24 protein-coding genes and 4 pseudogenes are annotated in these 22,695 nt (G+C 68.8%); 16 read left to right on the plus strand and 12 right to left on the minus strand.

From position 1 onward, the window contains the following. Positions 1–39: 39 nt before the first annotated feature. The 3 genes and pseudogenes from ACIOMQ_RS31700 to ACIOMQ_RS31710 form a co-directional block, all read right to left on the minus strand. Positions 40–900 (minus strand): annotated as a pseudogene (locus tag ACIOMQ_RS31700) (family 16 glycosylhydrolase); the annotation flags it as partial. A gap of 115 nt (positions 901–1,015) precedes the next feature. Next, positions 1,016–1,360: pseudogene (locus ACIOMQ_RS31705) on the minus strand (hypothetical protein); the annotation flags it as partial. A gap of 143 nt (positions 1,361–1,503) precedes the next feature. Next, positions 1,504–2,127, minus strand: a complete 624-nt coding sequence (locus ACIOMQ_RS31710; RefSeq protein ID WP_402128453.1) for a histidine phosphatase family protein — start codon at positions 2,125–2,127, stop codon at positions 1,504–1,506. A gap of 259 nt (positions 2,128–2,386) precedes the next feature. Between ACIOMQ_RS31710 and ACIOMQ_RS31715 the strand changes: the two genes are divergently transcribed. Beyond that, positions 2,387–2,605 (plus strand): CbtB-domain containing protein, encoded by a 219-nt coding sequence (locus tag ACIOMQ_RS31715; RefSeq protein WP_362202938.1) that lies wholly within the window; start codon positions 2,387–2,389, stop codon positions 2,603–2,605. Positions 2,606–2,632: 27 nt separating this feature from the next. Next, on the plus strand, positions 2,633–3,406 hold the full coding sequence (locus ACIOMQ_RS31720) for a CbtA family protein (protein ID WP_401757165.1): 774 nt from the start codon (positions 2,633–2,635) through the stop codon (positions 3,404–3,406). A gap of 180 nt (positions 3,407–3,586) precedes the next feature. On the opposite strand, the gene ACIOMQ_RS31725 is transcribed toward ACIOMQ_RS31720, so the two are convergent. Continuing rightward, positions 3,587–4,093, minus strand: a complete 507-nt coding sequence (locus tag ACIOMQ_RS31725) for a GNAT family N-acetyltransferase (protein WP_401267934.1) — start codon at positions 4,091–4,093, stop codon at positions 3,587–3,589. 248 nt (positions 4,094–4,341) lie between these two features. Here ACIOMQ_RS31725 and ACIOMQ_RS31730 point away from each other — a divergent pair, with 248 nt between their 5' ends. After that, entirely contained in the window at positions 4,342–4,572 is a 231-nt protein-coding gene (locus ACIOMQ_RS31730) for a hypothetical protein (protein WP_401267937.1), read from the plus strand. 31 nt (positions 4,573–4,603) lie between these two features. On the opposite strand, the gene ACIOMQ_RS31735 is transcribed toward ACIOMQ_RS31730, so the two are convergent. Next, positions 4,604–4,978 (minus strand): tetratricopeptide repeat protein, encoded by a 375-nt coding sequence (locus ACIOMQ_RS31735; protein WP_362202926.1) that lies wholly within the window; start codon positions 4,976–4,978, stop codon positions 4,604–4,606. Positions 4,979–5,163: 185 nt separating this feature from the next. Here ACIOMQ_RS31735 and ACIOMQ_RS31740 point away from each other — a divergent pair, with 185 nt between their 5' ends. Together ACIOMQ_RS31740 and ACIOMQ_RS31745 are read left to right on the plus strand one after the other, a co-directional pair. Beyond that, positions 5,164–6,129, plus strand: coding sequence for a pirin family protein (locus ACIOMQ_RS31740; RefSeq protein ID WP_402191337.1), 966 nt, complete (start codon positions 5,164–5,166; stop codon positions 6,127–6,129). A gap of 1,073 nt (positions 6,130–7,202) precedes the next feature. Further along, on the plus strand, positions 7,203–8,438 hold the full coding sequence (locus ACIOMQ_RS31745; RefSeq protein WP_402191339.1) for a hypothetical protein: 1,236 nt from the start codon (positions 7,203–7,205) through the stop codon (positions 8,436–8,438). A gap of 951 nt (positions 8,439–9,389) precedes the next feature. On the opposite strand, the gene ACIOMQ_RS31750 is transcribed toward ACIOMQ_RS31745, so the two are convergent. Both ACIOMQ_RS31750 and ACIOMQ_RS31755 read right to left on the minus strand, forming a co-directional pair. Continuing rightward, positions 9,390–9,818 (minus strand): TIGR03668 family PPOX class F420-dependent oxidoreductase, encoded by a 429-nt coding sequence (locus ACIOMQ_RS31750; protein WP_362202917.1) that lies wholly within the window; start codon positions 9,816–9,818, stop codon positions 9,390–9,392. Positions 9,819–9,881: 63 nt separating this feature from the next. Beyond that, positions 9,882–10,706 (minus strand): LLM class F420-dependent oxidoreductase, encoded by an 825-nt coding sequence (locus tag ACIOMQ_RS31755; RefSeq protein WP_362202914.1) that lies wholly within the window; start codon positions 10,704–10,706, stop codon positions 9,882–9,884. 264 nt (positions 10,707–10,970) lie between these two features. On the opposite strand from ACIOMQ_RS31755, the gene ACIOMQ_RS31760 reads away from it, so the two are divergent. The 3 genes from ACIOMQ_RS31760 (at position 10,971) to ACIOMQ_RS31770 (ending at position 13,021) form a co-directional block, all read left to right on the plus strand. Further along, positions 10,971–11,699 carry a glucose 1-dehydrogenase gene (locus ACIOMQ_RS31760; RefSeq protein WP_401757183.1) on the plus strand — a complete coding sequence of 243 codons (729 nt, stop codon included), beginning with the start codon at positions 10,971–10,973 and terminating at the stop codon, positions 11,697–11,699. Positions 11,700–11,742: 43 nt separating this feature from the next. Beyond that, on the plus strand, positions 11,743–12,729 hold the full coding sequence (locus ACIOMQ_RS31765; protein ID WP_401757185.1) for an LLM class flavin-dependent oxidoreductase: 987 nt from the start codon (positions 11,743–11,745) through the stop codon (positions 12,727–12,729). A 151-nt stretch (positions 12,730–12,880) separates the two neighbouring features. Further along, complete coding sequence (locus ACIOMQ_RS31770) at positions 12,881–13,021, plus strand: hypothetical protein (RefSeq protein ID WP_401757187.1); 141 nt, start codon at positions 12,881–12,883, stop codon at positions 13,019–13,021. Between the two features lie 33 nt (positions 13,022–13,054). Here the strand turns inward: ACIOMQ_RS31770 and ACIOMQ_RS31775 are convergent, their stop codons facing one another. From ACIOMQ_RS31775 to ACIOMQ_RS31785, 3 genes and pseudogenes are all read right to left on the minus strand, one after another. After that, a complete protein-coding gene (locus ACIOMQ_RS31775) occupies positions 13,055–13,351 on the minus strand; it encodes a hypothetical protein (protein WP_402191342.1) in 297 nt (98 codons plus the stop codon). 200 nt (positions 13,352–13,551) lie between these two features. After that, entirely contained in the window at positions 13,552–14,250 is a 699-nt protein-coding gene (locus ACIOMQ_RS31780; RefSeq protein ID WP_402191372.1) for a transposase family protein, read from the minus strand. 9 nt (positions 14,251–14,259) lie between these two features. After that, positions 14,260–14,927, minus strand: a pseudogene (locus ACIOMQ_RS31785) (IS5 family transposase); the annotation flags it as partial. Between the two features lie 135 nt (positions 14,928–15,062). Between ACIOMQ_RS31785 and ACIOMQ_RS31790 the strand changes: the two are divergent. Beyond that, complete coding sequence (locus ACIOMQ_RS31790; protein WP_362202905.1) at positions 15,063–15,386, plus strand: hypothetical protein; 324 nt, start codon at positions 15,063–15,065, stop codon at positions 15,384–15,386. Here ACIOMQ_RS31790 and ACIOMQ_RS31795 read toward each other — a convergent pair. Beyond that, a pseudogene (locus tag ACIOMQ_RS31795) lies at positions 15,387–16,015 on the minus strand (transposase); the annotation flags it as partial. Between the two features lie 121 nt (positions 16,016–16,136). On the opposite strand from ACIOMQ_RS31795, the gene ACIOMQ_RS31800 reads away from it, so the two are divergent. The 5 genes from ACIOMQ_RS31800 (at position 16,137) to ACIOMQ_RS31820 (ending at position 20,151) form a co-directional block, all read left to right on the plus strand. Further along, complete coding sequence (locus tag ACIOMQ_RS31800; RefSeq protein ID WP_402191344.1) at positions 16,137–16,997, plus strand: hypothetical protein; 861 nt, start codon at positions 16,137–16,139, stop codon at positions 16,995–16,997. Between the two features lie 84 nt (positions 16,998–17,081). Further along, complete coding sequence (locus ACIOMQ_RS31805) at positions 17,082–17,366, plus strand: hypothetical protein (protein ID WP_401267966.1); 285 nt, start codon at positions 17,082–17,084, stop codon at positions 17,364–17,366. Between the two features lie 203 nt (positions 17,367–17,569). Next, a complete protein-coding gene (locus ACIOMQ_RS31810; RefSeq protein WP_351197848.1) occupies positions 17,570–18,238 on the plus strand; it encodes a macro domain-containing protein in 669 nt (222 codons plus the stop codon). 240 nt (positions 18,239–18,478) lie between these two features. Next, positions 18,479–20,026 carry an ADP-ribosyltransferase domain-containing protein gene (locus tag ACIOMQ_RS31815; protein WP_402191347.1) on the plus strand — a complete coding sequence of 516 codons (1,548 nt, stop codon included), beginning with the start codon at positions 18,479–18,481 and terminating at the stop codon, positions 20,024–20,026. Further along, positions 20,023–20,151 (plus strand): hypothetical protein, encoded by a 129-nt coding sequence (locus ACIOMQ_RS31820; RefSeq protein ID WP_362202891.1) that lies wholly within the window; start codon positions 20,023–20,025, stop codon positions 20,149–20,151. The genes ACIOMQ_RS31815 and ACIOMQ_RS31820 overlap by 4 nt, the downstream gene beginning before the upstream one ends. Before the next feature lie 452 nt (positions 20,152–20,603). On the opposite strand, the gene ACIOMQ_RS31825 is transcribed toward ACIOMQ_RS31820, so the two are convergent. Next, a complete protein-coding gene (locus tag ACIOMQ_RS31825; RefSeq protein ID WP_362202888.1) occupies positions 20,604–20,912 on the minus strand; it encodes a hypothetical protein in 309 nt (102 codons plus the stop codon). A gap of 515 nt (positions 20,913–21,427) precedes the next feature. Between ACIOMQ_RS31825 and ACIOMQ_RS31830 the strand changes: the two genes are divergently transcribed. Both ACIOMQ_RS31830 and ACIOMQ_RS31835 read left to right on the plus strand, forming a co-directional pair. After that, complete coding sequence (locus tag ACIOMQ_RS31830) at positions 21,428–22,105, plus strand: helix-turn-helix domain-containing protein (protein ID WP_402191350.1); 678 nt, start codon at positions 21,428–21,430, stop codon at positions 22,103–22,105. Beyond that, positions 22,102–22,311: a hypothetical protein gene (locus ACIOMQ_RS31835; protein WP_401939901.1), complete on the plus strand. Its 210-nt coding sequence runs from the start codon at positions 22,102–22,104 to the stop codon at positions 22,309–22,311. Before ACIOMQ_RS31830 ends, ACIOMQ_RS31835 begins: the two co-directional genes overlap by 4 nt. Positions 22,312–22,695: the final 384 nt, after the last annotated feature.

Raw genomic sequence — 22,695 nt, forward strand, 5'->3', positions numbered from 1 at the left:
CGGCGCGGGAGGCCGGGGCGGTCAGGCAGGCGGCCGCAGATCGCTGGTGGAGACCCGCACGTGGTCGACGACGAGTTGCTGCGGGAAGGAGGTGCTGCCGTCGGGGTCGCCCGGCCAGTAGCCGCCGACGGCGAGGTTGAGGATCAGGAAGAAGGGCTTGTTGAACACCCAGGTGTTGCCGCCGAGGTCGGCGGGTGTGCGGCGCTGGTAGACGTTGCCGTCCACCGACCAGGTCACCGAGTCGGGGGCCCAGTCGACCGCGAAGGTGTGGAAGTCGTCGGCGAACGCCTGGCCGCCCGGCAGCGTGTAGGCGGCGCCGATGCCGCCGGAACCGGAGTAGCCGGGACCGTGCAACGTGCCGTGGACCGTGGAGGGTTCGAAGCCGACGTTCTCCATGACGTCGATCTCGCCGGAACCGGGCCAGCCGACCTGACCGATGTCGTCGCCCAGCATCCAGAAGGCGGGCCACATGCCCTGACCGCGCGGCACCTTCATCCGGGCCTCGACGTGCCCGTACGTCTGAGTGAACCTGCCGGAGGTGTTCAGGCGTGCCGAGGTGTACTCGCACGTGCCGTACCAGCACTGGTAGTTGTTCGGATTCTCGCGGCGCGCGGTGATGACCAGATGTCCCTGGCCGTCGAGTGCCGCATTGTTGTTGCCGGCCGTGTAGTACTGCCGTTCGTGGTTGTTGACGTTGTCGCCGGTCTCGATCTGCCACTTGCCGCCGTCGACGGCGGAGCCCGCGGGCCCGTCGAAGTCGTCGGTGAACGTCCCTGCTGTCACCGCGGGCCGCGGCGTGGATACCGGCACACCGGCGGCGAGGCCGGAGGAGGCCGAGACGAGGGCGAGTACGGAGAGCGCGGACACCAGGAGACGTCGTGTGAGGTGGGGGGAGGTCATGGGGGTCCTTCCCGTGCGGAATCGAGCAGCTGTCATGAATGCGACAAGTGCTCACCATGGGGTGGGGGAAAGGCTTCCGTTCTGTCTGAGATTTAAGAAGTGAACCAAGACCGTGTCAAGGCTTTGGTACGGACCACACTTCTTGCATGCACGTGTGGTGGCGCGGCCCGGGCCGGGGCTCCCGTGCGGGCCCCGTTCGGACCGCAGGCTCGGCCAACGGCGTGGGCGCGCGGCGGAGTTCAGCTCCATGCTCCGGCATCGGGCAGCGGTAGTCCGTGCCGGGCCAGGTGGTCATGTCGAGCGGCGCCACGTCGCGGGTACCGCGGGCCCTCGCGAAATGGGGTTCCGGCGCGTCGAGTTCGACGTCTTGGCGAGCCTCTTGGCGGTACGGCGCCGGCATCACGCCGGTGTCCAGCATGTGGCCGCAGTACGAGAACTCGCCGTTCGGGACCTCGTGGACGCCGTCCTCGACGAGCCGGACAGGTTACCTCCTGCGGCGCGTCTGTTCCGACGGGCAGGGCGAACCGGCCGCACCCCCCGGGCACTCACGGGCGGTTCCGGCACATCAGTTTGTCCATGCTGCGGTGCGGGCCACGGGCGGTGTCAGTTCCCCGGGTCGGGGGACAGCGGCTGCCCGCAGCGCAGGTTCCACCGTCCGGACCGGCCGCTGAGCGCGGTCAGTGTCAGCGGGGCGACGTCCAGCCGCCAGAACGCCTCCGCCGGCAGATCGAGGGCCCGTACGGTCACCGCCCGCACCACTGCGGGCTCGACGACCCCCAGCACACGCCCGCCCCCGTCGCCGGCCAGGACCTTCACGGACTCCTTGGCCGCGTCGGAGGCCGCCACGGAGTTCAACCAGCCGCCGACCCGTGCGCAGAATTCCAGCAGCGACTCGCCGCCGTGCGGGGCCGCCGCGGGGTCGTTGAGCCAGGCCGACACGGCGTCCGGTTCGCTCGCGCCCACTTCCGCCAGCCGCTGCCCGCTCCATCGGCCCATGTCCCAGTCGCGGAGCGCGAGGTCGGGATCGGTGCGCAGTCCCAAGGCGTCGGCGGTTGCGGCGCACCGCGCGGAGGGCCCGCGCAGATACCGGTCGGCCGCGGGTACCGCCGGCGCGGCGGCGCGGGCACGCCGGGCCCCGGCCGGGTCGAGCGGAGCATCACCGTCGAAACGCGCCTCGCGCAGCGCGGCGTTGAGCGCCGGTGAGATCAACATCACCTGAACCGTCATGACCGGGTCAACCCCCTGAACTCTGGCCCTCACCTGTGCCCACCATGGCATTCGGGCCCTCCGGCCCTGCCGTCGGCACCGTGGCCGTGCCTGGTCCCAGGCGGTATCGTCCCAGGAACATGACGAAGGTGTGACGGAAGTCCGGTGAGAGTCCGGCACGGTCGCGCCACTGTGAACCCGTACCCGTACGGGAAGTCAGACCCAGCACCTTCGGCTCAGCACCACGATCGGGACGCGTGTTCCCTCAGGAGGTTCTGCCATGGCACAGACTGCCACTGCCCCCACCACCGCCGTACCGGCGATCACTCCCCTCTCCGGGAAGGCCATTGCCCCGTGGGCGGTCTTCTTCGGCATCCTCATGCTCGTACTGCTGTACTTCGTCGGCGCCGAGCAGGGCGCCACCGCGGTCATCTCCGGCGAAGGTGTCCACGAGTGGGTCCACGACGGCCGCCACCTCCTCGGCTTCCCCTGCCACTGACGTCCCGTCCGATCCAGGGGAAACCTCATGAACTCCATATCTGTCAGAGCCCTGCTCATCCGCGGCATGCTGGCCGGGCTGGCCGCGGGCGCGCTTGCCCTGTTTGTCGCCTACTTCCTCGGTGAGTCCCGGGTCGATGCGGCCATCGCCCTCGAAGAGGCACACAGCCACGACCACGGCGGAGGCGAGGAACTCGTCAGCCGCACCATGCAGTCCACCGCCGGCCTCGCCACCGGTGTGCTCGTCTTCGGAGTGGCCATCGGCGGCATCGCCGCCCTCGTCTTCTGCTATGCCCTCGGCCGGATCGGTAGATTCGGACCCCGGGCCACGGCCGCACTGATCGCGGGTGCGGCCCTGCTGACCGTGTACGTCGTGCCGTTCCTGAAGTACCCGGCCAACCCGCCGGCCGTCGGCAACCCCGACACCATCGGCCGGCGCACCGCACTGTTCTTCCTGATGGTCGCCCTCAGTGTGCTGCTGGCCGTCGCCGCCGTGATCCTCGGCAGGCGGCTGGCCCCCCGCCTGGGCAACTGGAACGCGACGATCACCGCATCCGTCGCCTACGTCGTCGTGATCGGACTCGCCTACGCGTTCCTGCCCTCGTTCAACGAGGTCGGAAAGGACTTCCCGGCGGGGCTGCTGTGGGAGTTCCGCCTGGCCACGCTCGCCGTACAGGCCACCCTGTGGGTCACCTTCGGCCTCGTCTTCGGCCACCTGACGGAACGGCTCCTCGTATCGGGGACCGGTACCGTCACCACCGGCGAGGGTACGGCGAACCGGGCGGCCACCGCGGCCGGCTGACCGACCCACGGCTCACCACCGGCCGAGATCCGCAATCAGCCGAGCTCTCACCACCAGCGGACATCTCACCATCAGCGGGCAAGGGAACCCGCCGGGAGCTTCCCGGCGGGTTCCGCTGCCTTGTCATGCCGCGCCGCGCCCCACCCCGTCCGCCGGAAGGGACCGCCGGCCGCCGGCCCGCTACTCCTCGGCCCGGCGGTCCAGGTCGATCCGGTAGTGCTTCAGCCGAGGGTCCTCCTTCACCAGGCGCATGCCGACGGCTTCCATGACACGCTGGGACGCGAGGTTGTCCACGTCGGCGTCGCCGTGCACACAGCTCACCCCCTGGTGGCGAGCGAACCGGAGCAGTGCGCGCAGCGCCTCGGAGGCGTATCCCCTTCCACGCGTCGAGGGGACGAGGCCGTAGCCGATCGTGACGTGTCCGTCCTCGTCCGGGGCGCCGTGGAATCCCAGCCCGCCGATCGCCACTCCGTCCCGGCGACGGCGTATCTCGTACGAACCGAAGGGGCCGGGATCACCCGTCGACGTACAGGTGCCGAGGAAGCGCTCGGCCGCGGCCAGGTCACCGGGGGACGGATATCCGGCAGCCCAGCGGGCGCCGGCTCCCGGCGTGCCGGCCCTCACCTGCAAGGCGTCGCAGGCGTTCATCGGACGGAGGAGGAGGCGGGGAGTCTCGAGATCGGTCATGACCGAGTGAATTATCACGCGGCGTGAGCGGGCGGCATCGGGTTTGTCCGGAAGTCGCGGCGCGACTGGTCGCGGAGACCCGGACGGGGACATCTCCACCCGGGCCGTGTGTGCGAGGCGGCTCGGGTGGGCCCCGGCGCTCCACCACCACTTCGGCGACAAGGAGGGCCTCCTGTCCGCGGTGGCGGACCACGACGTATGCCTCGCGACGAAGAGGCCGCGCGGCGAGAGCGCGGAGCCCGTCGAGGATGCTCACCGCCCGCCCCGCGACCTTCGACGACGCGGCCATGTCGCGGCGGGTCCGCGCCGCCGTGCACACCGCGGTCTTCACCCCGGAGGTACCGGGCGTGTCCGCCGACGTGGACGGCACACGGGCATCAGTGCCCGGAACCCACGTGCCGCCCACCGCGGACCGGCTGACCGCGCCGCTGGGGCAGTCGCCCGATCCAGTACTCAGTGCCGCCGGGGGAGCCCCCTGACGGAACGGCCTGACCGCCCGCCGAACGCCCTTCACGACCGCTGGGGCCGTGTCCGGTCCTCGTCGAAGCCGAAGTCCCCGGAGAACGCCGCAGCCATCCGCAGATGACCGGTCGCCTCCGCACTCCGCCCCTGGCGCTCAAGCGTGCGGCCGAGCATCAGCCGGGCGTACGGCTCCACCGGGTCGCGCTCCAGAACCGCCCGCAGCTCCGTCTCGGCCCTGCCGAGCCGGGCCGAGTGGTAGTAGGCCCGCGCCAGCAGCAGCCGGGGGGAGACCTGCTCCGGCACCTCCTCGACGAGCCCCTCCAGAATCCGGGCAGCGGTCATGTACTCCTTCGCTTCGAAGAACATCCCCGCACGGTCCCAGCGGTCGGCGGCCGTACCGAACTCGAAATAGGTGTCGCTCACTTGACCTCTGACCTCCTCGTTCACGGACCGCCCCCGGATCGCTCCCGGGTCTGCCCTGCCGCTGCCCCGGCCACACATTCGGCCGTGCTTCAGACAGAGGAACATGGCAGGCTGGTTGAATATTCCACTACTTTATCGGCGTGGGTACCGGCACCCCGGGCCCGCACGGGAATAGGTTGAGCGCCATGAGCAATCTCGATCGCCAGGCCGCACTCTCCGTCTGCGGAGGACGGGGCTTCGTCGTCGCCGAGCCCGTACGTGAACTTCTCACCCCGCGCCATGTCCAACTGGGTGAGTCCACCGAGGTCCGCAGACTGCTGCCCAATCTGGGCCGCCGGATGGTCGGCGCATGGGCCTTTGTCGACCATTACGGCCCCGACGACATCGCCGGCGAACCCGGGATGCAAGTGCCGCCCCACCCCCACATGGGCCTCCAGACGGTCAGCTGGCTGCACGACGGCGAGGTCCTGCACCGGGACAGCCTCGGCAGTCTCCGGACGATCCGCCCGCGCGAGCTGGGGCTGATGACCTCCGGCCGGGCCATCAGCCACTCCGAGGAGAGCCCGAAGTCCCACGCGGGATTTCTGCACGGTGCGCAGCTGTGGGTGGCGCTGCCGGATGCCCACCGCCACGTCGAGCCGCACTTCCAGCACCACACCGAACTGCCGACCGTCACCGCCCCCGGCCTCACCGCCACGCTGATCCTGGGCGAACTCGACGGCGCCGCCTCGCCCGGCACCGCGTACACCCCGATCGTCGGCGCCGACCTGTCCCTCGACGCCGGAGCCGACGCCCGTCTGCCGCTGGACCCGGACTTCGAGTACGCGGTGCTCTCGATGTCCGGCCAGGCCGAGGTCGACGGCGTTCCCGTACTACCCGGCTCCATGCTCTACCTCGGCTGCGGCCGAGCCGAGCTCCCCTTGCGCGCGGACACCGACGCGGGCCTCATGCTCCTCGGCGGCGAGCCCTTCGAGGAGGAGATCGTGATGTGGTGGAACTTCATCGGGCGTTCCCACGAGGAGATCGAGGAGGCGCGGAAGGGCTGGATGTCGACCACCCGCTTCGGCGAGGTGAAGGGCTACGACGGCGATCGACTGCCCGCCCCCGAACTGCCGCCTGTCGCCCTGAAACCGCGGGGTCGGGTGCGCTGACCTGGTGTGATGCGTTCGCTCTGCTCTTACGGCTTCCGGCGACTCCGGTGAAATCTTTGACGTTTTCCCGATGACGCATCATGTGGAGTGCGTGGCGATCCTCGAACCGGCGGCTAAGGGTTCCTGACCTGCAGTTTTGTGCGTGGGTATTATGTGCGGTGTGGGCGTTACGGGCGACATATTGACGCTGAAATGACGCTCGTAACGCTCGTTCTGATGGGGCGTCAGGCGGCCTGTTGGGCAGGTCAGGCCCTGTCAGGGTGGCGTATATCAGTGGGGCGCCGAGGGCGGGCGACGCTCTGCGCGGAGCTGCTGGTAGTCAGTTGTCCCGGAAGAGAACAGTTTGCTTCGTGACCTGCGGTGATACGCGGTTGCGGGGCGCTGACCTGCGTGAGAATCACCTTTCAGGTGTCTCCTGCGCGTGCCCGTTGATGAGGCCGAAAGTCCCAGAGGAGTCCCAGGAAGCTCTGGCAGCCCGAGACGCCTCCTTCGGATCCACTCGACTTTTGCGAAGAGAGCACGGCGGAGCCGACCCGGCGTACCCGATCGGCAGCGCAGGCGGCCCCTCAGCGGGTTCTCGGACGGGAACTGGGGTCTGTCGCAAGGCTGGTGAGGTCGTCGACCCTTTCCCAATACCGCATGATGACGACCCTGTGGCGAAGCGGATTGCGGCGCTAAGCCCTGCCGGACGGGGGTGAGGGGGTGGGAAAATGCATAAGCGCGTCTGCCACACGAGGGCGTTTCGGCGGAAGCCGTGCCGACGATGAGACATCACTCGCCGTGCAATGCTCCAGCAGCGCGGATCCGATTGCTCGGGGCGGTTGGCGAGGCTCAACACTGCGCAGTGGCCCATGGCGTGCCTGGCCACAGAGTCGGACAGGTCGTTGGTATCCCACACGCGTGCGGTGAGGGCTTGGTGGTGGTTGCCACCGCCACGGTCCGAGATCAGACCAGCACCCGGGGGGGCCTACTCGGTCTGTCTTCGAAAGTCGTGTTCGCCTGAGCAGTTCACCCGCCATCGAGAGGATGGTCCAGTGTTGCAGAATGGGCGGTCCGGGCTTGAGGGGGGAACGATGGCGCTGGTCCACGTGCACGGAATCGGCAATCGAGAGGCGGAGGACAAGGGGCGGGCAGCCTTGCGGGACAGCTGGTTTAGGCTCGCGTTGTTGCCGGCGGCGGGCTGTCGGTCGCCCGAGGCCCCGATCCTCAATCCGCACTGGGGTGCGCTGTTGTCGCCGCCGGCATGGAACTGGGCGAGCCTGCGCGTCGACGGCGTGGAGTCCCTGGGCGACGACAGGCCGGCGATCGACGTCTCGGTCGCGGAGATGGTCGTCGGGGTCGTGGCGGCGGGGCCGGATGTCGTGGAGGGGCGCGTGCTGGTGACGGCCGCGCGGAAGTCGCTGCTGTGGGCCGTGGAGTTGCTAGCGGTGTCGCTGGAGGCGCGCTCGGCAGAAGAGCGGGACACGACGGTGGCGTTCTGCGCGCGAGCCGTTGCCTATTGGGCGTGGAAGACCGGCGAGGGCCGGCACGGCGACGGAGTCGAGTTCTTCGCGTGGATCGGCGAGATCGAGGGCGACATCGATTTCCTGGATCGCCTGGCCGAGGAAATGAACATCTGGCAGGGACAGTGGGACGACGACAGCGGGCCGCGTGACGCACCGGGCGAGTGGGAAAGGTTCGGCGGCATGCGCGTGCCCCGGCCCGCGCGGGCGGCCGTGCGGCGGATGAACGCTGCCCTCGCGAAGACCGTCGCCGGCGGTGTGATGGCAGTGAGCCGGCGCTTCACGCCGAAGAGCGCGCTGCTGTTCGCGGACGTCGCCGGGTATCTCGCTGGGCGTGGCAGCGTCGAACAGCCCGGTCCTGTCGTTGAATTGGTGGGCAAGGCGCTGGATTGCGCGGCCAGCACGGCACGCGAGAACGGTGATCCGCTGATCGTCGTGGCGCACAGCATGGGCGGCAACATCGTCCACGACGTCCTCTCGTTGCACCGGCCCGATGTGCGCATCGACCTTCTGGTCACCGTGGGCACGCAGGTCGGCCTGTTCGAGGAGTTGAAGCTGTTCGCGGCGAGCGACCCGGCTGTGCCGTCCCCGCACGTTGCGAGGGTACCGATGCTGCCGAACGTGACGCGGTGGATCAACGTTGTGGACGTACGGGATCCCTTGGCGTTCGCGGCCGGGCCAGTGTTCGCCGGCGCCGAGGATCTGGTCTTCGACAGCGGGGCCCTGCTGCCGCACGGCGCCTATCTCACCTCGCCGGACTTTCATCGCCGCCTGGCCCGCCGCATCGCCGAGGGGACCCGCTCGTGACAACGCTCAGGGATCGCGCCATCCACGGCCCGGCGCTGCACGCGTTCGTGATCGGCGTGGGGCAGTACGACTGGTTCAAGGGCGGCCCGCGTCAGCGACCCAAGGCCCAGCGTGACGACCACTGCCGCAGCTTTGCCCAATTGACGGCACCTCCCGTGTCCGCGACGGCGATGTGCGAGGCCCTGCTCGGTCCGTTGGGTGCGCGCCCGGAGTTGCCGCTGGGCAGTCTGGAGGTGCTGATCTCGGCGGAGGCACCGGTGCGCCTGGCAGGCGACGACGGTTCGACGGAGATCGCGCCGGCCAGGATGCGCGAGGTGACGGCGGCGTTCGAGCGGTGGTATGAGCGCTGCGACAGGCACAATGACACCTGGCGGCGCTATGACCGGGGACTCATCAGCCCGGTCGGCGAGTTCGAGGCATGCCTCGGCCGCCTCCTCGCGGAAACTGTCCGTACGACTGGTCGTCATCACCCCTTTTCTGCTCCCGGTCGCCTCCGACCAGGAAGCCTGGTAAGAGGACTTGTCGCCCCGTACCGACGCCGTCCTTCGCGCCGCGCCGGCCAACGAAGCCCAGGTGGTTCGTGCGGACCTCGCCCCGGACAGGGTCCATCCGAGTCCCCTCGGCCACAGGCTGATCGCCGACGCCTGGCTTGCCGCGGTCGGCCCTGTCCGCCTCGAACCTGCGACGGCAGCGCGGTGCGAGAGGCGGCCGGTCCGCCCGGAGGGCGACCCAGGGAGGCCCGGACGGGACGGCGTACGCGGCTGAACAGCCAGGAGGAGCCCGGGCGGGCGGAACAGGCATGTCCGCCCCTTACGTCGAGGGCTGCCGGCAGTGGTGCCCCGGGGCACTTCCGGCATCAGGCGCGCGACAGCGCGGCTGCTCGCCCGCGGGGGCCCGGGCCGCCTCCTGGATTTGACGGCCGAAGTGCTCGCACTCTGTGACGACGTGCTGTCATGACGCCCGCCAGCCGCTCCAGCGCAGGACCGAGACCTCGACCACCGGTCCGCCGGGTGGCCGGTCGGCGTACTGCTGGTATTTCGCCGTGAGCAGGCTGATGCAGCGGACCGCTTCGGGGGACCGGTCCGCCGGCGGAAGCACTCGGGCTTCGCCATCGGCCCGGGCCCACCACAGGCGGTCCCAGTCATCCTCGTAGTGGTCGGTGAGCAGGCAGACCGACGGGTTGGCGGTGATGTTGGCCAGGCGTTTCAGCCGCGTCGTCCGCTTCGGTTTGTGGTCCACGGCCAGCATCACCGTGTCGCCGTCCAGAGCGAACACCACCGGAACCAGGTGCGGGCGGCCCTCCGCGTCGGCCGTCGCGAGGTGAGCGATGCGTGCAGCGGCGAACCGCTCCCGTGCCTCGGCTCTCGTCAGAGCGGGCATCGCACCCCACCGCGGTAGTCACGGCGGTACGGAATCGCAAACCGGTCCCGCATTCCCGGCGCCTCAGCGGTACCGGGCAGCGACTTCGGCCAGTCGGTCCAGGTACTCCAGCGTCTCCCGTTCAGGCATCGTCGGTACGTAGAACAGCAGCCGCTCGACCCCCAGACCGATGTAGCCCTCGATCTGCTCGGGATCGTCGGGAGCCGCATACACCGTCACCGGCACCTCGCGGTCGGCGAGGGCGCGCAGCCGCAGGATCTGCGGACCGAGCTCCTGCGGCGACACGCTGTTGGCCAGCCACGCGTCGCCGAGCTGCGCCACCCGTCGGAACGCGCCCTCGCCGCCGCCGACGTAGATCGGTGGGTGGGGGCGCTGCACGGGCTTGGGCCAGGCGAAGACCGGATCGAAGTTCACGAACTCGCCGTGGAACTCGGCCTTCTCCGCGGTCCACAGCTCCCGCATGGCACGCAGCCGCTCGTCGGTGAGCCGGCCGCGGGTGGAGGGGTCGGTGCCGTGGTCCCTCATCTCCTCACGGTTCCAGCCGACACCGACGCCGAGAATCACGCGGCCACCGGAGACCAGGTCGAGCGAGGCCACCTCCTTCGCCGTGATGATCGGGTCGCGCTGCGGGATCAGCGCGATGCCGGTCCCCAGTAGCAGCCGCTCGGTCACCACACCGATCGCGGTCAGGGCCACGAAGGGGTCGAGGGTGCGGTAGTAGATCTCCGGCAGCTCACCACCCCCCGGGTAGGGCGTCTCGCGGCTCGCCGGGATATGGCTGTGCTCGGCGATGAACAACGAGTCGAATGTGCGTTCCTCAAGGGCGGTTCCGAGCGAGGTCGGGCTGATGCCCTGGTCGGTGATGAAGGTCGAGACCCCGAATTTCACGACGGCTCCTCAAAGGGGCGAGTACGGGAAAGAAACTGGTGGCACAGATCCCTGACTACCCGCCCCGGGTGATCCCGCCCCCATGACCACCCGGGAGAACCATCGCGGAACAGGGATCCGGACCTGCAGCCGCTCGGTGGATTAATTCGCCATTGGGCGTGGGCGTATCGACTCGACCTGATCTTTCCGAATGATGATTGCATCCTCCGGGATGAACCCGGGGCGTCCGACCATCCGTATCCACCACTATCGGGAGCAGTGACCATGGGCAAGCTGCAGGGAAAAACTGCGGTCATCACCGGCGGCACCACAGGGATCGGGCTGGCCACAGCGAAGCTCTTCGTCAGGGAGGGCGCCCATGTCTTCATCACGGGCCGCCGCCAGAAAGAACTCGATGAAGGCGTGCAGGCAATCGGCGGCAACGTAACCGGCGTTCAGGGCGACGTCGCCGAACTGGCCGACCTTGACCGCCTCTACGAGACCGTCAAGGCGAAGGGGCGGATCGATGTCGTTTTCGCCAACGCCGGTCTGGGTGAGTTCGCTTCGCTGGAAGACATCACGGAAGACCATTTCGACAAAATTTTCGACATCAACGTGAAGGGGGCGCTCTTTACGGTACAGAAGGCCCTACCGCTATTGAATGACGGCGCTTCTGTCATTCTCACGGGCTCCGTTGCGAGCGTCAAAGGAACCCCCGGGTTCTCGGTCTACGGCGCCAGCAAGGCTGCCATCCGAAATTTCGTTCGAGGATGGACGGTAGAGCTGAAGGATCGCCGTATCCGGTCCAACGTCCTCAGCCCTGGCCCGATCGAAACGCCGCTTGTGGCGGCGCAACCCCAGGACGCCATCGAGAGGATTGCGTCCACCATCCCGATGGGCCGCATGGGGGAGCCCGACGAAGTCGCCAAGGCGGCGCTTTTCCTGGCCTCGGACGACTCCAGCTTCGTCACGGGAATCGAACTTTTCGTTGATGGCGGCAGAGCGCAAATCTGATAACGCAACTGGGAATTTCCTTCCAGCCCAAGGAGCCTGACCGATGGACATCTCCTGTCAGTTCGCCACATCCCTGCACTCGCCCGAACACATCGCCGTCGCCGATCAGTTGGGCTACCACCGCGCCTGGCTTCACGACACTCCCGCCCAAAGCCCCGACGTGTGGGCGATGCTGGCACTGGCCGCCGAACGCACCCATCGCATCGGCCTCGCCCCCGGTGTCCTCGTCCCGACACTGCGCCATCCGATGGTCAACGCCTCCGGCGCCGCCACCCTCGCCGCCCTCGCGCCCGGCCGAGTGACCCTCGCCTTCGGCACCGGCTTCAACGGCACGCGCGCCCTCGGCGCACCCCCGGCCACCTGGTCCTATCTCAGCGCCTACGTCCGGACGGTACGCGGTCTGCTGCGCGGTGAGACCGTGGAATGGGACGGGGCCCCCATGCGCATGATGCATCCCGGCACGAACGCACCGCAGCGCCCCATCGACATTCCGGTGCTGGTCTCCGCGCTCGGCCCCAAAGGTCTCGCTGTCACCCGCGAGATCGCTGACGGCCTCTTCAGCGTCAACGGCGAGACCACCCACGCCCACGAGTTCACCTGGGCCGCCCTGGGCATCCACGGCACCGTCCTGGGCGAGGACGAACCACTCGACTCCCTGCGCGTCCGCGCCGCCGCCGGACCCGGCAACGCTCTGGCCCACCACGCCGCCTACGAATTCGGCGGCGACCCCACCGCCCTGCCCGGCGGAAACGCCTGGCTCGACGCCATCACCGCCCATCCCCGCGCCCAACGCCACTTGGCCGTGCACGACCAGCACCTCACCGACCTCAGCGCGGCCGACATCGCTGCCTGGAACGCGGGAAGCTGGCAGGCCATCACCTCCACCACCGTTACCGGTACCCCCGACCGCATCCGCGACAGGCTCAGCGCCTACGCCCGGGACGGCATCACCGAAATCGCCTACCAGCCCACCGGCCCCGACATCCCCGGCGAACTCGAACGATTCATCACCATCGCCCGCGACGTATAGGGACCGACGCGTCGCCCCCGACGCTCCGCGCGGCGAGCGCACACCGAAGCCGACCAACCCGGCCGAGGCCCAGTTCCTGGCGATCGGACCGGGCGCGGCGGCCTGGCTGGTCGAGGCCGCGGCGACCGGAGTCCGGCGGATCAGGGCGAAGATGGCCGACGCGGTCGCGCTCGCCAAGCTCTACGGGACCGCTGATGCCGACCGGGCTCTTGGCACCGCGGCGACGGTCGGACGGTTCGCCGAGGACGACCTGCTGTCGATCCTGGACCGCCAGGTGTCGGCGTTCGCGTGAATGTGGCTCTGGCAGGATTTTCGTAGCCGGAGATCATCTCGGAGGGACGGTCGGCCGGTCCGCGTAGTGGCGGCGGAGGTGGGCGATCAGGACGACGCGGTGGCGGAGAAGTGGGATGCCGGCGCGTCCGGCCATCAGGCGTTTTTGCAGCTTGACATCGGTGATGCGACCTTCGTTGACCCCGGAGTTGTAAGGGGTGGTGATTCCCTGGGCGACGGCATGCCGGTCTTCGCGCAGGGCTCCGGCGAGGCCGGCGAGAGGGGCCAGTCCGCTGTTTGCGAGGTCATCCAGCCAGCGTGGCAAGGGTGTCGCGTCATGGTTGTCGAGCATGCTGGCGAATCGGCGGACCAGGTCGTGGGTGTGCCTGAGTTCAGGGCAGTGATCGAGAAGCCGGGCCAGGCGGTCGTTGATGTGTGGGCTGCGGCGGCCCGGATGTGTGGTGATCCAGCGGGCGGCTTCGCGTGGGGAGGGCGGTCGCTCGCGTGGCTCGTCCAGGGGGAGGCCCCGTCGTAGGGGTGCGACGGCCATTTTCACGCGCTGGTAGTGGCCGAGGCAGCCCTTGGTCCGGAGTTCCTCGTGCAGGATCTTCGCGCTGTGCTGTCCTTCGTCCCAGCGTTGTTGCGGGTAGTCGAGGTAGGGGTCCAGGGTGGAGGCTTGCGGGGCGGGCGGCGCATCGCTTCCTGCCAGGTGCGGGCTCGGGCGTACTTGCGTACCGTGCGGCGGTCCAGGCCGAGCCGCGAGAGCGTGACGTTCAGGATCCGCAGCATTCGGGCACCGCCCCGGCCGGCCAGCACCACACCGACGGCCTCTACCAGGCGCTGCAACTGTGGGGTGCGCCGCTGGTGGCGCACGGTCAGCCCCGGCACCTGCTCGGCGAAGGTCGCCTTCGGACAAGTCGGGTTTTCGCAGTACAGGCGGCGAACGGACAACTCGATGCGCAGAGGCCGGCCTCCGAGAGTGACATCGGCGAGGTGCCGTACATAACGGCTGTGACACCACGCGCTGAGCTGGCCGCATCCCGTACATCCCGCTGGAACACCGGACCTCGTGCGGGCGCGGACCGTCACGACAGCATCGGAGACATCGGCCGAGATCACCAGAACATTGACCAACTGCGGTAACAGGCTTGCTATTTCAACAGAGCACAGCTGCAGGCTGCCCACTCCGCGGACCGGCCGACCGTCCCGCTGAGATGATCTCCGGCTACGAAAATCCTGCCAGAGCCACATTCCGGGTGTACGCCGACACGTGCGGGCCTTGTTCGCCAGGACGCGGTCCGGCCTGGTGCGAGGGCGTCCGACTCCGGCTCGGGGCACGAAGATCTGCTCCAGGACCCGCTCGAGCTGGGGTCCGTCACCGTAGTGTCCGGGTGTCAGGACGAAGGCAAGGGGCCGGCATCGTCCGTCGGCGAGGAGGTGGATCTTGGTGGTGAATCCTCCACGAGAACGTCCCAGACATTCGCCGACCTGACCACCTCCTCCAGGCGGACGGCCAGTTTCCGGAGTGCTGGATTGACCCGATTCGTCCCTCGTTCGGTCTCCCTTTGGGGGAGGGCGGTCGGGGGCGCCTTCCTCGCGCCGGCGGCGTGCTGGTGGGCCCGCACGGCTGTCGAGTCCACCGACACGTCCCAGTCGATGCCGCCCTCGGCGTCCTCGGCTGCCTGGATGCGAGTCAGCAGCATCTTCCAGGTTCCATCGGCTGACCAGCGACGATGCCATTTATAGACCGTCTCCCACGGCCCGAACGCTCCGGCAGATCCCGCCACAGCACACCCGTCCGAACCCTGTACAACACCCCGTTAATCACCCGACGGTGATCACTCCACCGGCCCCCACGCGCACCACCAGGAGGTAAGAACGCCTCCAGCCGATCCCATTCCGCATTTGCTCAGACCTCCACGGCCCACGAAGCCAGCCTGGCCCCAACACCCGACTCAGGTCAGGAGATCCGAGAAACAGGTCCTGGGCCAGTGCTCTGACCGCATAGGTTCGCCGGGTTAATTCAGTCGAGACAGGTCCAGCAGTCCGAGTAGCCTCGCCCTGTGGTGGATCAAGAGCAGTACGCCCGGTATCGGGAAGACTCGAAGGTGCTGGCAGCGATCGGGGAGCATGTCGACGCCCAGGTTGGCCGTGTCACGGTGCGACTGCCCAGGGCTACGGCCGAGGCCGCGGCGGCCGCTTGGGATCGTGACGAGTTGGGTGAGCTCGGTGAGGAGACCCATGAGCAGTACGCGCTGCGGGACCAGGCTGGTGAGCTGGCACTGATCGGCCTTGCGATCTCGGAGCGCGGCCGCTGGGAGGGCGAGGAGGTCGTAATCGACCTGAGTGTCGCCTCCGCGGGGGCAGCCTTTCGGGCGTCGCAGTAGTCAGGCCGCAGCGGCCACCGGTCTGCCGCCCCAGCGGAGGCCTTTCTCTCTGCGGAAGCGGGCGCGCTCCTTGCGCTGGGCCGCCAGAACGTCGGGGTGGCGGGCGTTGGCGTTGCGCCAGCGCAGGTAGGCGTGGAGCGCGGGGGTCTGGACCGTGTGGTTCGCGTGGTTCGAGTTCGCCAGCGTGAACTGCCGCAGCGGTCCGAAATGTGCCTCGATCGGGTTCGCCCATGAGGCGTTGATCGGGGTGAAGCACAGGTGGACGTTGTTGTTGCGGGCCCAGCGGCGGATCTTCTTGCCGTTGTGGGCGGAGAGGTTGTGCAGGATCACGTAGACGGGGGCGCCGTCGGGTCGGGCGGCCCGGAGCGTCTTGAGCGCGGCGAGGGTGTTCGCGGTGCCCTTGCGGCGCCGGTTGACGCCCCACAGGGTGTCGTCGCCGATCGAGTAGCAGCCGTGGAAGTGGGTCACGCCGTGCGTGCGGTGGTAGGTGGCCGGAAGCCGGTCGGGGCGGCCTTGTTCGGCCCGGCCACTGCCGACTGCCCGAGCTTGGCCGGGCGGGTGGTGGCCGTCTGGACGACGAAGTCCTCGTCGTCAGGGCTGAGTAGGCGGGGACGGCCTCCCGCCCACTGTGCGACATCCCGCGAGTTCTCCTGAGGCCCGCTGAGTGTCTGCTGCTGTGGCCAGGGGGTTCTTCCTCTTCCGGGTGCCATGTCACCTGGTGACGCAACTTCGGAATTCTGAAGCGTTCTCATGCTGTCCGATCGGTCTACGGTCGGGCTGAAGGTGGGGAGGCTCGGGTTGGCGCTGGCTGCTGTACGCGATCTGCGCGAGTTCCGTGGTCCGGTCTCGGCGGAGGAACTGGAGCAGTTCGAGACCGACGTGCTGGCCTGGGGGCAGCTGCCCGGCCGCTTCTGTTGCGGCTGCTACACCTACGGCCAGCAGCACGCCGTAGGCGAATGCGCCGGCTGCCGACGGCAGGTCCCGGTCGATGACAAACACAGCTACTGCCGTCTCTGCCGAGCTCAGGCAACCTGGGCGATCAAGGTCAGCGGCAAGGCGTCGGTGATCGAGCCGTACTTACGGCATGTGACCTGCCAGCAACTGTTCTTCGCGAACCTGCAGCGGCCCAGAAACGGAGGGCCGTCGGTCGGCGAAGCCGGGCGACGCGTCTTGAGGCGGCTGCCGCTTCCCGACCCGTCTCACGTGATCACGGAATGGATGCAACTGACGCTGTTCACCGGCACTCGGGACTTCCGCCGGTTCGACCGGGAGCGGCATGCTGACCTGGCCGATCCCTGGCTGGTCCGGGCCTGGAAGGCCGCTCGGGCACAGGGAGAGGCCCGTGGCTGGAGTCGCTGGATCGCCAGCGACGTGAACCGAGCCCTGGTGATCGTGCTGTCCGGCTACCGCGAAGGTGAGCCGATCCGGTACTCCGACGGCCCGGCGTCGGCCTTCGCTCGAAGGCGTCGCAGTTGGTGCCGGGTGGCGAAGTACGCGCTGCGCAAGGCCATGGACCGGACCGAGTCGGACGCCCGGCGGCATGTGGCCAAGGAAGCATCCGTCGCCTTTGTCGCCGCGGCCGCCACGCTGCTGAGTCCCAACAACCGCTGACTGAGGGTGACCACTGCCAGCGTTCTGGCCGTCCGGTCGTGCCGGTCCCATGCGCCCTACAACACTCGTGCGCTCCGGTGGCGGGTGTTCCTGTTTCTCGCCGAGGTGCAGTTCGAGCAGGCCGCGAACGTCCTGGAGCGGTACCTGGTCTCCGCGCTGGAGGCGTGCGGGACGTTCCCGGCTGCGGAGGGAAGCGACGTCGTCGACGAGCTCTGGGCCGACTGCGGCACGGACAGTTCTGAGTGGGTCCGGCAGAGGGTGCGCCAGGCCCTGGCACATCACCGGGCCGATGGCGGACCGCACGTCCGGATCGCCGACCGGCGATCCGCTCTGCGGGACACCAGCACACACCTGTACATGGACTACTGAGCCGACAGGACGACACCGGATCGAGCCGTCCGAGCAGGGACAGGGCGGCGGCCGGCACCACCGCCTGGCCACCTTCACGTGTCTGGTGTGCCTGTCTTCCCTCTCCCCGCTCCTCTGCTCGAACAACCTTGTCGAACGGCGCTGTCAGTGGCGCGCGGTAGCTTCGGTGCTGTTCGAGATCACGGGGTGAGAGGGGTGAATTCGTGGGTGTCAGGCATGCGTTGAGCGTCGTCCTGGTCGACGTCAACGACGAGGTGGTGACGGCCTGGCGGTCCGCGTTCGCGGACACGCCGGAGGTCGAGATCAGGCGGGGTTCCCTTCTTGATGTGGACGCCGACGCCTGGGTATCCCCCACCAACGAGCGTGGCCGGATGGACGGTGGGGTCGACGCCGTCGTCAAGCGGTACCTGGGTGCGGGCATCCAGGTGCGGGTGCAGCGGGCGATCCGCGACCGGTTCGGCGGACGGCTGCCGGTGGGCAGCGCGGTGTGCGTCCCGTCCGGGGCGGACGTACCCCGGTACCTGATCTCGACGCCCACCATGCGCCAGTCGTCGCAGAACGTCAGCGACACGATGAACGTGGCCCTGGCCTGCGCGGCCGCCTTCCAGGCGGTGCATCTGCAGAACCGGGCGAAGCCGGGCAGCATCCGGTCGGTGGCCCTTGTCGGGATGGGCGCGCAGACCGGGCAGGTGCCCGCGAAGGTGTGCGCCAACCTGATGTGGACGGGCTACACCCTCTTCCACGACCACGGTTTCGCGGACTACGACGAGTTGCGGGCCGCCGTACTGGGGCAGCTCGACGACATCGAGGGAGCGGGGTCCGCACGGCGGGTCCGGATCAACGTGCCGCAGCGGCCTTCCTTTCGCCACTGACCCGAAAACCTCGCAGGCCGGTGCCGCCCACGGCGCGGACACCGGCGACGACCCTGCCGCATCTGTTCAGCATGCCGGGGCGCCCTTGGAGGCGTCCGGTTCGAGTATCGGGAGTTCCACCCTCGTGAGTGATGTCGACGTGACGGCCGCGGGCGATGCCGGTTCCCCGGCGGGGGATCGCTGGGACTGGCCGGCCTGTTCACCGGTGGCGGCGAGCCGTGGCTGCCGCTGCTCGGACCGGTGATCGAGGCGCAGCCGGGAGCCGCCGACTTCATCGGCCCGAAGCGCAGCCCGGAGGTCGTTCCGGTGCGTGAGCTGACGTTCCAGGCGTTGAAGCCGCATCCGCCGGAGAAGTGGAAGGTGGTCGTCTTCGGGCAGAACCCCTATCCGCGGGCGGATAGCGCGACCGGCATCGCGATGTTCGACAACACCTTCACCGACTGGAAGGACAGTCAGTTCGGCCGGGTCGTCAGCATCCGCTGCCTCATCAAGGCGGCCGCGATGTGGAAGTACGGCATCGTCAAGAAGACCCCGATCGCCGACGTCCGCGCCCTGCTGAAGAAGGAGGGCACGGTTCAGCCGCCCGAGTGGTTCCAGGCGATGCTCACCCAGGGTGTGCTGCTGCTGAACGCGTCCCTCACGGCGAGCGCGGACGGTGCGATGGCGACCGATCGGCACACGTCGTTCTGGCGCCCCGTGGCCGAGCAGATCGCCGAGGAGATCCTCCGGGCGAAGCAGGAAGCGGTGGAGGAGGACGACCGGGGGGTGGTGTTCGCCTGGTGGGGCGCGCACGCCCGGAGTCTGAAGAGGGTCGTCCAGCGGTTGGAGAAGAAGTACCCGGGGGTGCAGGTCCGCCACCTGGACCACGCCAATCCGGCCGCGCAGGGGGATCTGTTCTGCGAGGGCGACCACTTCGCCCAGGTGAACGACGCTCTGGCGGCGGTGGGGGCCGAGCCGGTCGACTGGCTGCCGCAGAAGGGCTGGGACGAGGGTACGGGCGGGGCCGGCGGGCCGGAGGACGGTGGTGTCGCGCAGCGGATGGGGGCGTTCATCGCGTCCACGATGGAGTTGCACCAGCTGTATCTGGAGCGGCTCACCAGCGTCAAGGACGAGGGCCTCGTCCTGCCGCCCGTCACCGGGGTGTTCGACACGCCGCTGATGGACTTCCGGAAGGCCGTCGAGCCGGTCTCGCGGGTGCTCGCGCACCTGGATCGGCACATCGATCTGTCGAGCCGTTTCGGGGAGACGAAGGCCGCGGAGGCGGCGTCCGCGGGCGCGCTGTCAGGGGAGGCCGTGGGCGCCTTGTCGGCCGATGCGATCTCGGCCCTCTACCTGTACACGTGCGAGTCGGGCTTCTACCGCGAGATCAACGCCGTGCTGCGCTCGTCGGACCGCGAGCGCGTGGTGCCGTACCTGCCGTACCTGCGGTTGCTGTTCTCGGCTATGGAGGCGTTGCCGACGCAGACGCGGCCGCTGTGGCGTGGTGTGGCGCTGGATCTGCGGTCCCAGTACCCGCTGGGGCGGACGGTGACGTGGTGGGGCGTGTCGTCGTGCACGTCCGAGCTGGGTGTGGCCCGCGCGTTCCTCGGCGGGCGTGGCCGGCGGACGCTGTTCGAGGTGACACCCGCGCGGGCGGTGGGGATCCGGCGGTTCTCCGCGTTCACGGGTGAGGAGGAGTACATCCTCGCGCCGGGGACGCAGCTGAAGGTGACGGAGGTGAAGGCCGAGCGTGGGGGTCTGTGCACCGTACGGCTGACTGAGCTGGAGGGGGCCGGCCTGGTGTCGTGACGTCCCCGGCCGGGCATGCTCCCGGGCTGCTGGTCTCGTTCGCGGCGGACATGAACCTCGCCAACGCCGACTTCTTCGAGATCCGGCGCAACATCGCAGAAGACGGCGTGCTGCGCAAACGGTAGGGGGCCTGGCACAGGCCTGTGGGCCCGTACGCGGCGGCGTACGGGCCCACAGGCGGATTCCAAGCAGAAACAATGCAGGACGACTGCCACTGACTCCGAGACCATCAGCCAATGACCACAGAACCGCATCTGCTGTCCCTCCGCATCGTCGTGCTACCGCTGGGAAGTCGACACGGCACCGTGGAATGCCGATTCTCAGCGATCTGTCGTCGACTTGCCGTCTGCGACAGATCGATGAAAATCACTCCGTCGAGTGGCTCTCGGCCGCTCAGGGCGTTCTTGCGCGCCGCGGGCGCACGGTACGGCGAGGTCGATGGGCAGCGGGGTCTGCAGCGGCGCTCGTGGGACGCCTCCCCGGAGCCTGCCGACCACCCACCCCATGGCGGCCGAGAGCCTCAACAGCGGTGAGTTCCCCGGCCGTCAACGCTGGCGGTCGGGTCGCAGCCACCCGGTCAGCACGGCTCGGTGATGTTCCCGCAATAGATGTAGCCAGAGGCCGGGTAGGTCACCCTGTACCAGCGGTTCCCGGCTGAGTTGATCAGGGACGACGTCCAGTAGATGTCGTCCCCGTACATGGTCTGGGAGACCGTCCCGCAGTTGGCGGAGGCACAGGACCTGATGGGGCCACCAATGGACATTGTCCAGCCTCCGGCCGCCGTCGTGGGTACGGGGGCGGCGGCCTGGGCCGGTGCCGCGGCGGTACCGACCAGCATTGCCCCGCCGAGCGCTATGCCACCGAGCAGTTGACGCGTACGCATCATAGTTCCCTTCTGTGTTGTGTGGACAGCGGTGGATCGCTGCCCGGACAGAGATGACCACCCGGGTCGGGCGAAAGCCGAACAAGGTCAAAGCGCAGGGGCGGCTCCCCCGTCGCCGCCCCGCTGCTCGCCCCGCGCCCCAAGGCCCTCCCTCGCACGCGGTCGTCCGGTCCTGGCCTTCACCATGACCCGGGTGCCCACTCAGAATGGCGCCCAAGGCCAGTCGGTTTCTTGTACGAACACGCACCGTCCCGCGCGAGTGGACGTGCGACACCACGCCTCGAAGACGGAAGGGCAGGCTAGTGGCATCGGAGAATCCGGGAGAGAGAATTGAGCGGAGACCCCCGGCATGGCTGCGTGATCACGTGGTCAGATATCGGGGATACCGGATGCCTGGCGCGAGACCGCTCAGGGTCACGCTTCCCTCCGCCCGCGTGACGCTGCTCCTGGGTTGGGGGGAGCCTCTGCACGTCCTTGACAACCCAGCCGGTGAAACGCGAGCGGAACGCTGGCCCTCGATGCTCGCAGGCCTGCGGACCACTGATCTCCTAGCCGGCTATCAAGGTGCCGGGCGGGCGATCGAGGTGGAGTTCACACCTATCGGCGCGCACCGCTACCTCGGCATCCCACTGCACCACCTCGCGAACGCACTTGCCGACCCGGACGACATCCTGGGCACGGGATGGACCCTAAGGATCACCGAGCGGCTCGCCGCGGCCCGGGACTGGGCAAGCCGGTGGGCCATCATTGACGACGCCCTGGCGGGACGGCTGGCTGACTGTCCTCCCGCTTCACCCCTGGTGGCCGAGGTATGGAACGAGCTGTGGTCCCATCGCGGCGAGATGACCACGAGTGAGCTGTGCCGGAACACCGGGAGGGGAAGCCGACGTATTCAGGCTCTCTTCCGCGAGCACATTGGTATACCGCCGCAGACTCTGTCCCGGATCATCCGGTTCCAGTGCGCTCTCAGGCTGCCTTCTCATCACTACCGCTCCCTGGCGGAACTCGCCGCGGTGAGCGGCTACCACGACCAGGCGCACATGAACCGGGACTTCCGCGCGCTGTCCGGCCACACCCCCGGCCGATTATGCGGTCTCGTCAACCGGGAGACGACGGATGCCGCCACCGGCCCCTACGGATGTGTCAGCGACTTCTTCGCTCTGGCGCCCGCGCGGCAGACCCGTGAAGTGTTGTGACCGGGGTCGCAGTTGTCGCTGCCTCGGAACTGGAGCTCGCCGACATCGACGACCAGGAGCTGGTCCTTGAGGACCTCATCAGGGAGCAGGTCCTGGACTGGCGCAACCGCGCCGTCGACCGCGAGGTCGTCCACGACCACATCGAGCGGTACGGCGAGCATTCGGCACAGCGCCTGTTCACCCGGGCGTTCGTCGCGCAGGTGTAGCGCCTGTCCAGTCTCGGGCACTTGGCCCTCGGCTACACCACCTGGGGGCAGGCATGGGAGAGGTGCCCGGGGTCGATCTGGCCCGGGTCGCGCTGCGGTCCGCGATCAGCGCGCTGGTTACCGAGCGGGCACGGGAGCTCCCGGCCGCCCACCGCTTCCCTGCGGAAGCGGTGGGCGGCCATCGCCCCCGAGCTGGCCGGGCACGTCGCCGCCGTCGGCTTCGACGTTCGGTAGCCATCTCGACAGGGTGTTGCGATCCTCGGCCGCCCCGGAGGGTGACCGCCACCAGTGAGTCACGTGACGCACTGCCTGAGAGGGGTTGCGATCCTCGTTCAGCTCCCGGTCCGCGGTCACTGCGGACCCCTGGCCGTGGCCTGCGTCCTC

It is taken from the genome of Streptomyces sp. NPDC087845, assembly GCF_044742755.1.
Classification (GTDB): domain Bacteria; phylum Actinomycetota; class Actinomycetes; order Streptomycetales; family Streptomycetaceae; genus Streptomyces.